13 protein-coding genes are annotated in these 13,748 nt (G+C 45.4%); 2 read left to right on the top strand and 11 right to left on the bottom strand.

From position 1 onward, the window contains the following. Positions 1-59: 59 nt before the first annotated feature. Positions 60-1,454 (top strand): glycoside hydrolase family 125 protein, encoded by a 1,395-nt coding sequence (locus B5X68_RS22690; protein WP_229208529.1) that lies wholly within the window; start codon positions 60-62, stop codon positions 1,452-1,454. Positions 1,455-1,780: 326 nt separating this feature from the next. On the opposite strand, the gene B5X68_RS22685 is transcribed toward B5X68_RS22690, so the two are convergent. The 7 genes from B5X68_RS22685 to B5X68_RS22655 form a co-directional block, all read right to left on the bottom strand. Then, on the bottom strand, positions 1,781-2,044 hold the full coding sequence (locus tag B5X68_RS22685) for a hypothetical protein (protein ID WP_082217047.1): 264 nt from the start codon (positions 2,042-2,044) through the stop codon (positions 1,781-1,783). Positions 2,045-2,068: 24 nt separating this feature from the next. Continuing rightward, entirely contained in the window at positions 2,069-2,332 is a 264-nt protein-coding gene (locus B5X68_RS22680) for a hypothetical protein (RefSeq protein WP_082217046.1), read from the bottom strand. Positions 2,333-2,420: 88 nt separating this feature from the next. Next, positions 2,421-2,633, bottom strand: coding sequence for a hypothetical protein (locus B5X68_RS22675; protein ID WP_082217045.1), 213 nt, complete (start codon positions 2,631-2,633; stop codon positions 2,421-2,423). Positions 2,634-2,688: 55 nt separating this feature from the next. Then, complete coding sequence (locus tag B5X68_RS22670; RefSeq protein WP_082217044.1) at positions 2,689-3,864, bottom strand: PepSY-associated TM helix domain-containing protein; 1,176 nt, start codon at positions 3,862-3,864, stop codon at positions 2,689-2,691. A gap of 27 nt (positions 3,865-3,891) precedes the next feature. After that, positions 3,892-6,369, bottom strand: coding sequence for a TonB-dependent receptor (locus B5X68_RS22665; protein ID WP_229208528.1), 2,478 nt, complete (start codon positions 6,367-6,369; stop codon positions 3,892-3,894). A 181-nt stretch (positions 6,370-6,550) separates the two neighbouring features. Beyond that, positions 6,551-7,378: a sugar phosphate isomerase/epimerase family protein gene (locus B5X68_RS22660; RefSeq protein ID WP_082217043.1), complete on the bottom strand. Its 828-nt coding sequence runs from the start codon at positions 7,376-7,378 to the stop codon at positions 6,551-6,553. 219 nt (positions 7,379-7,597) lie between these two features. Continuing rightward, positions 7,598-8,026 carry an META domain-containing protein gene (locus tag B5X68_RS22655; protein ID WP_082217042.1) on the bottom strand — a complete coding sequence of 143 codons (429 nt, stop codon included), beginning with the start codon at positions 8,024-8,026 and terminating at the stop codon, positions 7,598-7,600. A 286-nt stretch (positions 8,027-8,312) separates the two neighbouring features. On the opposite strand from B5X68_RS22655, the gene B5X68_RS22650 reads away from it, so the two are divergent. Next, a complete protein-coding gene (locus tag B5X68_RS22650; RefSeq protein WP_082217041.1) occupies positions 8,313-9,173 on the top strand; it encodes an AraC family transcriptional regulator in 861 nt (286 codons plus the stop codon). Positions 9,174-9,283: 110 nt separating this feature from the next. On the opposite strand, the gene B5X68_RS22645 is transcribed toward B5X68_RS22650, so the two are convergent. From B5X68_RS22645 to uxuA, 4 genes are all read right to left on the bottom strand, one after another. After that, positions 9,284-10,720, bottom strand: a complete 1,437-nt coding sequence (locus B5X68_RS22645; protein WP_082217040.1) for a Gfo/Idh/MocA family protein — start codon at positions 10,718-10,720, stop codon at positions 9,284-9,286. 25 nt (positions 10,721-10,745) lie between these two features. After that, positions 10,746-11,588, bottom strand: a complete 843-nt coding sequence (locus B5X68_RS22640; RefSeq protein WP_082217039.1) for a ThuA domain-containing protein — start codon at positions 11,586-11,588, stop codon at positions 10,746-10,748. Positions 11,589-11,688: 100 nt separating this feature from the next. After that, on the bottom strand, positions 11,689-12,477 hold the full coding sequence (locus tag B5X68_RS22635; RefSeq protein ID WP_141110382.1) for an SDR family NAD(P)-dependent oxidoreductase: 789 nt from the start codon (positions 12,475-12,477) through the stop codon (positions 11,689-11,691). 39 nt (positions 12,478-12,516) lie between these two features. Then, a complete protein-coding gene (uxuA, locus tag B5X68_RS22630) occupies positions 12,517-13,716 on the bottom strand; it encodes a mannonate dehydratase (RefSeq protein WP_082217038.1) in 1,200 nt (399 codons plus the stop codon). Positions 13,717-13,748: the final 32 nt, after the last annotated feature.

Genomic DNA, 13,748 nt, shown 5'->3' with positions numbered 1-13,748 from the left:
CTGAATCCATGTCTCAACCGAGCAGTTCTCATCGGAGAACATTTATAAAAGCGAGCGCAATGGCTGTGGCCGGAATGGCCGTTTCCAATTGGTCATTTGCCAAAAACGCTGCTGATTTTCCAGTTGTTCGCATTCCTGCCGACAAGCGCAGTTTTACTAGCCCAGCCGTAGAAGCGACCATTATGCGGATGAAAAAGGTGATTAAGGACCCGGAACTGGCGTGGCTTTTTGAAAACTGCTTTCCTAATACCATTGATACAACCGTTCATTACAAACCCATCGACGGCAAACCCGACACATTCGTCATCACCGGCGACATCGACGCCATGTGGCTCCGCGACAGCACAGCGCAGGTTTGGCCTTATTTGCCCTTGCTCAAAGAAGACACAAAGTTGAAAGATATGGTCGCCGGCCTCATCAACCGCCAGACCAAATGCATCATCATTGACCCTTACGCGAACGCATTTTACGATCGGCCAAAAGAAAGCGAATGGACCAAGGACGTGACGGACATGAAACCCATGCTCCACGAACGCAAATGGGAGCTGGATTCGCTTTGTTACACCATTCGCCTCGCTTATAATTATTGGAAAATAACAGGAGATACCAAGCCATTCGACGCCGATTGGACGAAGGCAATGGGGTTAATCCTCAAAACCTGCAAAGAGCAGCAACGCAAAGATGGCCCCGGGCCGTACAAATTCGGTCGCGTAACTTCCTGGTCAACGGACACGGTTCCAGGCAACGGTTATGGCAATCCCATCAAGCCAAATGGCCTGATAGCAAGCACATTCCGGCCATCTGATGACGCGGCCATGTATCCGTTTTTTGTTCCTTCCAATTTCTTCGCAGTCGTTTCCTTCCGCGAAGTGGCTGAAATGCTGGAAAAAGTAGGTGGCGAAGGTGCGAAAATGGCAGGTGATTTTAAAGCGCTGGCAACAGAAGTTGAAACTGCATTGAAGAAATACGCCGTTTATCCGCATCCCGAATTTGGCAAGATCTATGCATTTGAAGTGGATGGGTTCGGAAATTATTTGCTCATGGACGACGCAGGCATTCCCGGCTTGATCAGCATGCCATATTTAGGGGCAATGTCAGTCAAAGATCCGGTCTATATCAATACGAGAAAATTCGTTTTAAGCGATTCCAACCCCTATTTCTTCAAAGGAAAAGCAGGCGAAGGCTTAGGCAGCCCGCATACATTGGTCAACCAAATCTGGCCGATGGGCATCATCGCGCGAGCCATCACATCCACCGACGAAAAGGAAATCGAAGCGCAGCTAAAACTATTGAAAACCACGCATAACAACACAGGCTTCATGCACGAATCCTTTGATAAAGATGATCAAAGCAAGTTTACGAGGAAGTGGTTTGCATGGGTGAATACGTTGTTTGGGGAGTTGATTTTGAAATTGGAGAAGGAGCGACCACATTTGCTGGCGAAGGTTTATTGAGGTTGAAATATGTCTTTGTGGCGTTATTGATGAGGTTTGATCCGAGTCGGTAACGCCACACGTTTTGTTGCATCCCTCCGGGATTTACGTTTGCGTCGGTCTTTTTTTACCGCGTTGTGGCTACCAATATTTCATGCCTCTGGCATTTTTGTGTTGGCAGGAAACGGCTTGATTGGAGTTTAGCATCCTAAATCGCGGAGCGATGCAATGTTGGTAGCAAAAAAGGGATTGGATAAGTTCAGAAATGCCGGAGGCATGTAATCTTGGTAGGAAAAATATGATCATGCAAAATGCAAAACAATGCCAGAGGCATGTAACATCATACATTATTGTGTTTTAGTATGGCCCAACTGCTCCAACCGCATTTCGTACATGCGCAATTCCATTATCCCCTCCAATGTTTTCGGCGCTGTAATAGGGTAAATTCCTAGCCCGCACTTTTGCGCAACAAGTCCCATCTGACGAATTTCATCCGACTCTTCCACAGTCACATTCTCCTCGTTTTTTCGCATTAAGGCATCAACGTGCGCCAGCAAAGTAGCATGTTCGTGCTCGTTTGTTACTTCGTATCTGCCATGTTCGCTTTTCATAGTGTGAATTTGTTAACCTGGTATCTAAGCATTCAATCTAGCGATAAGTGTTGCAACTCTCAATTGATTCACAATGTGCCCACGCATTTCGTGAGTTACATGAATGAGATCATCGGCAAATAGAACCGCCTCGATTATTGCATTGAGCGATTCGATCATTTCACCGCGGCTGTCTCTTTGAAAGAAATCTTTTATTATCTGTGAGTTGGACGAAGTGGACTGAATTGCGGATGACTCGATCTGCATAGTCTGGGCTTCTTTTTGTGAGAAATTGCGATCTGTATTCATAGTGTTTTAATGTATAGTTGTTAGTGTAAAGACTCAAACTTAGATTGATATAATGTGGGAAAACCCCACACGAAACATTCAAATTTTTTTACCTCAACTTAAAAGTGATAACTGTCTTTTCGTCAATGTCGCCAAAATCAGATAGAATCTCTTTCATGCGCTTTTGTGATATTCCTTTTTTGAATGTGTAATCACGCCAGGCATTTCGATATCTACCTTCTTTTGTGTCGGCGGGTAAGGTTTGATAAATGTTGGCAAGCCACCATTCAAACGCTTCCTCCACAGAGGTAAATTTGTTCATTGCGACAAATGTAGGAATTTGTGGGTAAAGTCCACATCGATAATCTTATTATCGATCAATTCGCTATCACCGGTTTCGTTCTGGATTTATTATTTCCGACCTTGATCGCCTGGTTTTTTACTTTCTTACCCTTAAACTTTCTCCCCAACCAAATCACAACCCCTGTAACCGGTAAAGACGCAGCAATGAGCGCTGTCAAAAAAGCGACAATCTTAGTAGGCCAGCCTAGCAAACTTCCAGTGTGAATCGGGTATATGAGCCTCCTGACCTGCATGCCTTTGGTTTCTTCGGCGTAGAGGCGGGTTTTTACGAGGTTGCCGTTGTTTTTGTCGAAATATAGGAAGTTGACGATGTTGGCGATGGGGGCGTTGTCGTCGGCTTTGGAGATTGTGATGGATAGGCTGTCGGACTGGGGGAGGGTTAGGAGGATCTTGCCGGGGTTGGGTAATGTTTGGTTAGTTGCTTTATATATTTTTTCGAGGGTGCTGGAAATTGGTGTTTTGATTGTGGATAGGTTGGCTGGGGCTTCGCGTTTTTGCTGGGGCTTGCCGTCGAAGGTCATGAAAATGATGTTGTTAACCCATTTGTAGCTCCATACTAAGCCGGTTAGGGCGATAATGAAGACGAAAGGGAGCACGTAAAAGCCGAAAACGGCGTGTAGATCCCAGTTAAGGCGCTTGAATTTGGCGTTCCACTTGATGGTGAAGCGTTGTTTTGTGTTTTTTCTGTTTGGCCACCAAAGGACAAGTCCAGTGATCATAATGATCAGAAACATTACGCAGGAGATCCCGGTGATGGTTTTTCCTGTTTCTTCCAGACATAAATAGCGGTGTAACCTAAGCACAACGCTGAAAAAAGCATCCTGCTCGATTCTGGACGCTGCGATAATTCCCGTGTATGGGTCGACGGCCACGGACAAGATGTCTTTTTCCTTTTTGCCATTTTTCAAACCGAAAATAACATTGCGGTCCGCTTCACTTTCAATGGTTATTCTGACAGGGTTTTTGGCAGGAAAAGCTTTGGTAACATTCGATTGCAGCACGTCGAGCGGCAGGCGCTGTTTTCCTTCGTGCGCGGCGGCAATGTGAAATTGCTTGTCAATGACGGGTTCGAGCTCGTCTTCGAAAACGAGCAGGGAGCCGGTGAGGGCGACTATAAAAACCACAAGGCCGGAGGAAACCCCCAGCCATAAATGCAGTTGTGACGCAATCTTTTTGAATGTTCCTTTCACAAGTTTTTGATTTAGGAATAGTACATTTTAAAAGGTGTAGGAAATGGTCGCCATGAAATTGCGCGGTGCTCCGGGGAACAGCCGCAGATAATCGTAGCCGCCAACCCAATATGTTTTGTTGGCCAAATTGTTCAGGTTCACCTGAAACTGGAACTTGTCGATCTTGTAATAAATGGCCGCATTCAGCAACTCGTAACCCGGCAATGTCTGGGTGTTGTTAATGGACACATTACGCTCGGTCACGAAATTTCCGCCCAAGCCGATTCCGAAGCCGCTTAATGCCTCATTGACAAATGTATATTTCGTCCAGATGCTTCCCTGATTCTTTGGCGCGTTCGGTTTTTGCCGGTTTACCAGCACCTGATCCGCTGCTCTTGAACCGGCGTCTGTGATTTTGGCATCATTATAACTGTAAGCAACGATCAGGTTCCAGTTTGGAAGAATGTTTCCGGTCACGTCAAATTCAACTCCTTTTGCAATTTCGCCGCCGATCTGCTGCATTAAGTTGGGATTTTCAGCTGCATTAGCTGAATACAATGTGTTGTTTTGCTCAATCTGGTAAACCGACGCATTGGCTGTCAGCCTGCCATCCAGCCATTCGGTTTTGAAACCGGCTTCGTACAAGCTGCTGCGGATCGGGTCAAACGGCCCGCCGGATAACGGATCGCTTTGCACGGTGGCGTCTTGCGGATTGTAGCCCTTCGTGTAAGTTCCGTACACATTAATGTTGTTAGTCAGCGTATATACAGCTCCGATACGCGGCAGCAGCGCGTGCTGCGTTATATCCGTTTCGTTGCTGGTTGTGTAGCCTTTTTTATCAATATAAGAGTCATAACGCAGGCCTAGGAGAATTTGCAAACGGTTGATCTTCAATTGCTCCTGCAAATAAAGGCCATGCAGTTTGTAGAAAACCGGCGTTGTGGAAGCATTGGCAACAACATTATAAATGTATTTGGAAGGGTCTTCCATGTTGTTGTTCTGCACCGACAAATCGTAATGTGAAATGTTCGGTTTTGGAATGCTGCGCGTTACGCCGTTCTCTGTATAATCGTAGAAAACGTATTTTTCAGGCGTTTTGGCATTATAAGCTCCGGCACCGCCTGCTTTCAGCAAATAACCGCTCGCCGTTTGCTGACCCGAGCCTTTCGGCGTTACGGATTGAATGTAATCATAACCTACAACAAGCTTATGCTCAGCGATTCCTGTGTTGAAATTATGGTTCAGGAACAGCGAAACATTGTCCATAAACGACTTTGTTTTTCTAACAAAAACTTGCCGTGCAACGAGGTTGTCAATCGCTTTTCCTGCCGAGTCGATTCCGTTCACATTGCTGCTTCTGTGCTCCAAAAGGTCCTCAGAATAGCCGGTGCGCAGGTAAGCGACGTTGAAGGAAGTGTTTTGGGTAAATTGGTGATTTAATGAAGTCGTTATCAGATAGGTTTCTTCATTCAAATAGTCATTAACCGCATTCAGCGAAGTTTTGATCGAGCTGGAATAAAGGTCATTTCCTTTTACAGATTGTCCGCGATCCAGGCGGCTGTTCGAGCGATTGTATACGAGGTCAAAGTTGATGCGGGTTTTGTCTGTCGGCAAGAATGATACGGACGGCGCGACGACAATGTTTTTATCAAATTGCAGGTTCCGGAATCCTTGTGCATTCACATAACCCAGATTCAGGCGGTAAAGCAATGTTTTGCTCTCATTCATTGGGCCTGTGAAGTCCGCCAATGTGCGCAATGTATTGAAACTTCCGGTTGTAAACGTCAGTGATTTTTGTGGTGTAGTCAATGGCTTTTTCGTCACGCGGTTGATCGTTCCGCCCGGTGAAGTGTTGCCGTAAAGTGCGGATGCAGCGCCTTTGATCACTTCAACGCGTTCAAGATAATTCACCGGCGGCTGTTTCCAAAACCCTGAAAATGTCCTTAATCCATTCACCAACTGCGTTGTGCTGCCGCCGTTCATGCGGAAACCACGGATGGTCAAATCGTCATAAAACGTGAACTGATTCACGCCGCTCATGTTTTTGACGGCATCACCCATCAGGAATGTTCCCTGGTCGCGCATCACTTCTTTAGTAATATAGCTGATCGCCTGCGGCACTTCCTTGATCGGCGTGGCGGTTTTGCTGGCGATGAAGGAGAGGTCGTTTTTGTAAGATGTTTCCTTGCGGCCGGTGATTTCCACGGTTTGCAATTCCTGCGCGTCTTCGGTTACGGTCAGTTCCAATGTGGACGTTTCGTTGGCTTTTACCGAAACGTTTTTATCAATACGTTTAAAACCAACCCCCGTTCCAATCAGCTGATAATTGCCTTCTTTCAGCCCTGAAAATTCAAAAGAACCATCAGCAGCTGTGACGGTTCCTTTGCCTGTTCCTTTCAAAATAATGTTAATGGATTCGGTGCCCTGGCCTGCTCCTGTAAGGATTTGTCCTTTTATATTGCCGGTCTGGGCATTTGCAGCCGCGCATATCAGCGTGAAGAATAGTAAAAATTTTATCCGTATCATTTTGATTAAATAAGAAACTTTCGATTTGGGAAGCAAAAGTAGTCTTATTAAGACCAATTCAAAATAATAACAGCGCCTATTTCCTAACTATATACGCCGGAATTGAAATTCATTTTAAATGTTCAATTTTTTCTTGTGATTCTGCTTGACTAAAATCAGTTTGCAAGTCAAGAACCGGCTGTTAAGACAAATTTGATTTGATAAAAGCTAATCCGTCACGCATTAATTGTTCTTCCGATTCAAACATTTTGCGCCAAATGTTAGCCACAGGAAGCTTCTGACTGAATGCTTCAATACTGATCCAGCCGTCGTAACGGATGTCCTTAATCGCTTTAAAAACGCCTTCCCAATCAACATTCCCTTTTCCAGGCGTAGAGCGGTCGTTTTCAGAAAGTTGAATAAATGAAATGCGGTCGCCGGCTTTGCGCATGGTGTCGCCAATGTTCTTTTCTTCGATATTCGCGTGGAAAGTGTCGAACATGATCTTGCAATTCGGATGGTTAACCTCGTCCACGAAGCGGATTAGCTCATCGCCGCAACTTGTCAGATACAGTTCAAAGCGGTTTAAATATTCCAAACCTAATGTGATGTCCAGTGATTCGGCATAATCGGCCACTTCGCGAATGCCTTCAATGGCCCACTGCCACTCTTGGGGAGTTGCTGGTTGTCCAGTGAAAACGCCTAATGCCGAATGATAAGGGCCCATTAATTTGGTTGCACCTAAAACCAATGAACAGTCCAGCGCACTTTTAAGGTGGTCAATCGTGTGTCTGCGCATGGCAGGGTCCTGGCTGATCAAATGTTCTGAGGGACCGCAAATTGTATCTGTCTCACATTCCAGACCGAGTTCATCTAGTTTTTTTCGAAAATTAAACCAATGTGCAGGGTTTGTATTAAAAATCGGGACTTCTACGCCGTCAAAGCCAATTTCTTTGATCAGTTCGAGGGTTGGAAAAAGGCTGTCGTCTATTTGAGGCCCCCAAAGGAGCAGATTCATACTGTACTTCATCAATATAATTTTTTGATCGTCCCGTCAATATGCAATTTTACAACAAAAAACCACTTGACAGTTTACCTGATTTGATAATTATTGGTCACATATTGACCTGTTAAAGTGTTTCGATGTAGCAATTGAGGTAAAATATGACAATAAATTGGGCTTAAAAAAAATGGCGGCTCTTATCTTTTGATAAGGCCGCCAACGATAAAATTGGATGAGCTATCGAAATTACTGCACCCTGCTAAAAATCATCTGGTTGTTGTTTTCGTAATATAGTACTAACCGGTTCATTTTCAGGTCATATAAATTTACATTAGGCAGCGCATTCACAAAAAGGTTGCCCCATTGTGTCTCCGCCCTTTCTGTTCCGCCGCCGCCCATCTGAATGGTGTTCTGTTGTGCAGTTTCATAAAAACCGGTAAGGATATTGGTTGAGGTCGTGCCTTCAAGCTCACCTTTTTCTTTAAAATTGAGGCTGATTGGCATTTGTCCTTTGGCTAACGCGGGCTTTTGAATGGTGTCGGAATTTTGTACTATACTTTGGAGCTCCCATTTGCCGGTCAGTTCCATATTACTGCTGATTGTGGTTGTTTTTCCACAACTGAACATGGCAAAAATGCCGAATAAGAACGTTAATTGAGGGATAATTTTCTTCATGACTGCTTAAATGCTACTGACTGAATGTATAGGAACACTGCGGGTTCTAAATGGTTGGAACGGATTTTACGAGCTTATTTGTAATAAAAAATTATGCCATACGCGTCAGCATTTTTCGGTTCGATAATGCTGCATTCCTATAATTACAACGAGAATAACGTGCGATTCTTTTGCCGGTGCCTAATTGATTTTACCGGACAAACGGCAAGTAGAATTCTAGAATGGTCGTATTTTGATACCAATATGCTAGTTTTGCAAAACATTAAGGTAAAATAAGGCAGGTTTTATGAAGGCGCCCATCCATAAAAATATTGAAAGCCAGGTCAGAACTGTGACGATACAGGAGCTGAAAGCACCTCATTTCGATCCCAACTGGCATTTTCATCCGCATTATCAGCTGTTCACTGTTTTGGAAGGAACCGGCAAGCGATTGATCGGCGATTCCGTTCAAACTTTCGGTCCGGGTGATACGGTTTTTCTTGGGCCCGACGTTCCCCACTTGTGGCGGAGCGACGCTGCTTATTTCGACACCGGTTCGTCACTGCTGACGCATGGCGTTGTTTTGTACTTTCAGGAGGATTTCCTGGGGAAGGACTTTTTGGACAAACCGGAGATGCTTGCCTTGAAGCAGTTGCTGCTGGATTCGAAACGCGGCATTGAATACAAGGGTGAATTGCGCAGCCATATCCGCTCGGAACTAATGTCCATCATGCATTCCGAAGGTTTTCAAACCATCATTCAACTCCTTACTTTACTCGACAAACTGGCTCATGAAACTGGTGGTTCTCCGATATCAAGCTACGGTTATGTGAATACATATAAAGTTTCGGAGACTGAACGCATGCATAAAGTGCACAATTATGTGCTGCAGCATTTTTCACAGGAAATCAGATTGGGGGATGTGGCGTCTTTGGCAGGAATGACAGAGGCGGCTTTTTGCAGATATTTTAAAGCCAGGTCTAACAAGACTTTCATCGATTTCGTCAACGAGATTCGAATCGGGCACGCGTGCAAATTGCTGCTGGAAGATAAATGGACAATTGCGCAGATTGCCTATGATAGCGGATTTGACTCTTTATCTAATTTTAACAGGAACTTCAAAAGATACATCGGGCATACTCCGAGAGAATACAAAGGGAATTATTAATTAAAGTAGATTGATAAAAATTAATCTACTAAAAACAATTGCCCCGGGCTTAAGCCCGGGGCAATAAATAGAAATTTTATAACTAGATAGGTTTATTTGCAGCAATTAATTTATCCTTTCACATAGTTGGTGCCATATGGGCCTCGCTGTGGCCTTGAAAGGGTTGCATTGGCTTCTTTATCTCCAATATATTCTTCTTTTTTCGGATCCCATTTCAACTTACGACCCAGTTTCATGGCCGTATGTGCGATCAAACAGGCCGAGCAGGAGCGTTGTGCAATTTCAGCGTGGCTGATTGTCTGCTTTCCATTCTGAATGCTTTCCAGCCAGTTTTGATGCTGCTCCGGACTTTCGTAAAGATGAATTTCATCGGCCTGGATCACTGACCCCAGTATTTTAGGATCGCTTGCATAAAACGCTTTGTTTTCCTTCGCAGAAGCAGCTGCTCCCGGATCCGACGCCGTAACACCTACATTGCCACGCGAAACGAAAATCCAGCCATCAGTTCCTTCAAATTTGACCCCATTTGGATTGGTGCCGCCAATTTCCATTTCCACGCCATTGGCATATTTTGCATTGACCAGAAAGTCCCCATGAACATTCCAAAGGCCAGACCCGGCAGCCGGGAATGTCGCTTTTCCATCGATCTCGATTGGGCCGGTGAGCTCGGTATCCATGCCCCAGTGCGCGATGTCAATGTGGTGAGAACCCCAGCCCGTGATCATTCCCGCGCCAAATTGTTCCAACCGCAGCCATCCCGGACGATCATTAATGTCGGTTTGCGAGTGGACGCGGTCCAGCGTATAATAGACTTCTGGCGTAGAGCCGAGCCACATATCGTAATTCAAATTCGCCGGAACGGGCATTTTTTCGGTGTTACCACCCGCCGGATCACCCGGTAGGCCAACATATACCTTTTTCAGCTTTCCAATGCGACCATTGCGCACCAGTTCACAAGTCCTCTTAAACTGTGGCCAGGGGTTCATAGACCGCTGCTGACTTCCTAACTGGAAAACCACTTTCTTTTTCTTGATCATCTCAGCCATCATCCGCCCTTCCTTAATCGTCAGCGAAGTAGGTTTCTGCATATAAATGTGCTTGCCGGCAACAGCAGCCTCCATTGCGGGCTGCGCATGCCAGTGATCGGGCGTGCTAATGATCACCGCATCTATTTCCTTATTGGCCAAAAGCTCCTTATAGTCGTCATAAGCCTTTACATCGACGTAATTTGCTTTGCCTGTTTTATCAGCATATTTCTTTTCGATCCACTTTTTCCCTTGTGCCAAACGGTTTTTGTCCAGGTCAGCAACAGCCATGACGTGCGCCACCTCATTTTTTAAAACCTCCGGTAAATCGTGTGTTGTCGCAATGCGCCCGATTCCGATCTGACCAATGTTGATCCGGTTGCTCGGCGCAAATTTGCCAAAAACACTTGCCGGGACGATCGTTGGGAACATTGAGGCCGCAATAATGCCGGCAGTTCCGGTTGCAGCGCTTTTCAGGAACGACCTTCTGTCCTGACTGTTTTCTTCTGTTAAATTTTTCATTGGATTCAGGATAAATGTTTTGCTGTTATTTTTTACGCACTTCGTCGGTTGGGCTCGTTGCATAAGCCTTGCCGTAATTTCTGGCCTTTTGCGGGCCTATTGCCCATTCAATGGCTCCCAGAATGTGTTTTCTCAAATCTTCCTGCTCGTAATCTTCTTTCTGGTGCCCGAGCGAGGTATAAAATGCGCGGCCTCCGTCGTACTCATGCCACCAAACCGAAGGAAATACCGTTCCGAATGTGTCCAGTGCTTTTCCAGCCGGTTTTTGAATCGTTGAATGGTCGTTAACAGCCAGAACGGTCAGGTTCACGCCCATTTCCTTTACAAAATAAAATTCGTCCGTTTTGCGCTCCCATTTGGCCGGCAAGTGCGCTAATGAAGGGTTTTTGGAATCCAAGACATTTACTGTGAAGCTTTGTCCGGGTTCGTGCCAGAAAAACGTTCCGCCAAGCATATCCTTAAACCATCTCCATTTCCGTTCTGTCCCTGAGGCCGAGTGCAGGCCAACGAAATTCCCACCAGCCTGGATATAACGCATTAATGCAACGCGCTGAGCATCCGTGTCAAACACATCATTGTTTGTATTTGAAAAAATAAGCGCATCATATTGTTTCAAATTCTCATCCGTAAACGTCAAAGGGTCATCACTCACATCTACCCCAAATCCATGCTGCTTGCCCAAAGCCTGGATCGCCACCACCGAAGCAGCAATGTTATCATGTACATAACCCTTGCCGTTCTTTGTATAAATAAGAACCTTGACTTTATTCCACTTGATTTTTTGGGCTTGGGTGTTCGATATTACCGAACTAAGTAGCAAAAGTGTAAAGAGAAGATAAATAGGTTTTAGGAATTTGTTTTGCTTCATTGGTTATTGGGTTATATTAAAGTCTTACAGTTCGTCTTTGTTAGTTGACTACAAATTGAAGTCAACTGGTTTTAAAATGTTTGATTAAGCAGTTTTTAACTTAAAATCCAATCGAATTGCCGCCGTCCACAGGCAGTGAAACGCCGGTGATGAATTTGGCGGCGGGGGAGGCCAGGAAGACGGCTGCCCAGCCTATGTCGTCCGGTTTTCCCCAGGTTCCCATGGGCGTGCGGTCCATGGCTTTGTCGCGTCGTGACGGATCGCCGTTCATGGCGGTGAGCATCATGGGCGTTTCTATAAAACCGGGAGCGACTGCATTTATCCTTACATTATGGGGAGAAAATTCAGTGGCCAGCGCCTTAACCATTCCGCCAACCGCAGATTTGGAAGCTGTATAAGCCACCACACGGTCAATTCCGTATAATGCAGCCATAGAAGTGATCATAATAATGGAGCCTTGCTTGCGTGCAATCATGCGTTTGCCAACTTCCCTGGTAACCGAGAAAACAGCATGCAGATTGGTCTGAATAACCCGGTCAAAATCTTCATCTGTAACTTCAATAGCATGTTTTTTCATGTTAATGCCCGCATTATTGACCAGAATGTCAATCGGGCCATGCGCTTCTTCGATTGATGCGATCAGGTCCGGAATGGTGCTGAGCTGCGTAATATCATTCACAAAATAGCTGGCATTGGGACCCAGTAAACCCACTGCTTCCTGCAAAACCACTTCCCTGCGGCCGGTAAGAATTACCTTTGCGCCTGACTGTATCATCGCTTGCGCAATGTAAAAGCCAATTCCGCTGCCCCCACCAGTTACCAGCACCAATTTTCCTTCGAGAGAAAAGACATTCAAAGCCGCTGCGTTATTAATTTCAATATCAGGCATTATTGTAAATCGTAAGTTTGAGTAAGTATAATGTTGTTTTTAAAGGCTGATAGCACGTTGAATCCCTGTTTCGAGTCCGCGTAGTTCTGCTAATGCTTTCAATCGCCCGATTCCCGAATAGCCGGGATAAGTTTTCTTGTGCAGATCATCGAGCATCTGGAAACCGTGATCGGGGCGCATAGGCAATGCATTGTCCTGATAGCCAGCTTTTTTTCGCTTTTGTTCTTCGGTTAGCAAGGCTTTCACCACGGCGTACATATCCACATCACCATGAAGATGAGGCGCTTCGTGAAAATTCCGCGTTCCGTCTTCACGTTTTGTTGTTCTCAAATGCACGAAATGAATGCGGTCGCCGAATCGCTCAATGATGTTAACAAGGTCATTATCAGCTCTTACACCGAGTGAGCCGGTGCAAAAAGTAATTCCGTTTGCCCTTACATTACTGGCTTGCATTAATTCTTCAAGATCAGCTTCGGTGCTTACAACCCGGGGCAGGCCCAGTAAAGACCGAGGTGGATCGTCAGGATGAATGCAGAGATTAACGCCAAGTTCCTGCGCAACCGGCGCGACTGCTTTTACAAAATAATACAGGTTTTCACGCAGCTGCCTGTCATCAATGTGCGCATATGCGTCCAGGTAACTTTGAAAATGAGTGAGATCAAAAGCTTCTTCGGAGCCAGGTAAACCTAATAAAACGGTGTTGGTCAAAACAGAAATTTCATCCGGGGACATTTTCTCAAATTTTTCAAAAGCCGACTGTTGGATCTCCGGTTCATAATCCGAAGCTGCATCTGGTCTGCGAAGAATATAGAGGTCAAAAAGTGCGAAATCCTCCCAAACGAAGCGAAGTGTTTTATGTCCTTCGGGCATTATATAATCGAGTTGGGTTCGCGACCAGTCCAATACGGGCATGAAGTTGTAGCAAACAGTTTTAATTCCGCAGGCAGCCAGATTTTCTAATGACTGCTTATAATTTTCAATGTAAAGCTCGCGCGTAGGGAGGCCTTTTTTAATGTATTCGTGAACGGGAAGACTTTCAACAACCAGCCATTGCAGCGGTGTATATTGTTCATTACCAGCCTCTATTAAAGCTTTTCGCTCCTCAATCGCTTCAACCGACCACACATCTCCGACTGGTATCTGATGCAACGCGCTGACAATTCCGGCGCACCCGGCCTGGCGTATGTCCATCAATGAGACGGGATCATTGGGCCCGAACCAGCGCATGGTATGGATCATAGGATAATTTGCATATTAAGTTATAAATATGC

Origin of the sequence: Dyadobacter psychrophilus, from assembly GCF_900167945.1 — a bacterium.
In the GTDB taxonomy this organism is placed as follows: Bacteria; Bacteroidota; Bacteroidia; order Cytophagales; family Spirosomataceae; genus Dyadobacter; species Dyadobacter psychrophilus.
This window is presented reverse-complemented; position numbering and strand designations above follow the sequence as displayed.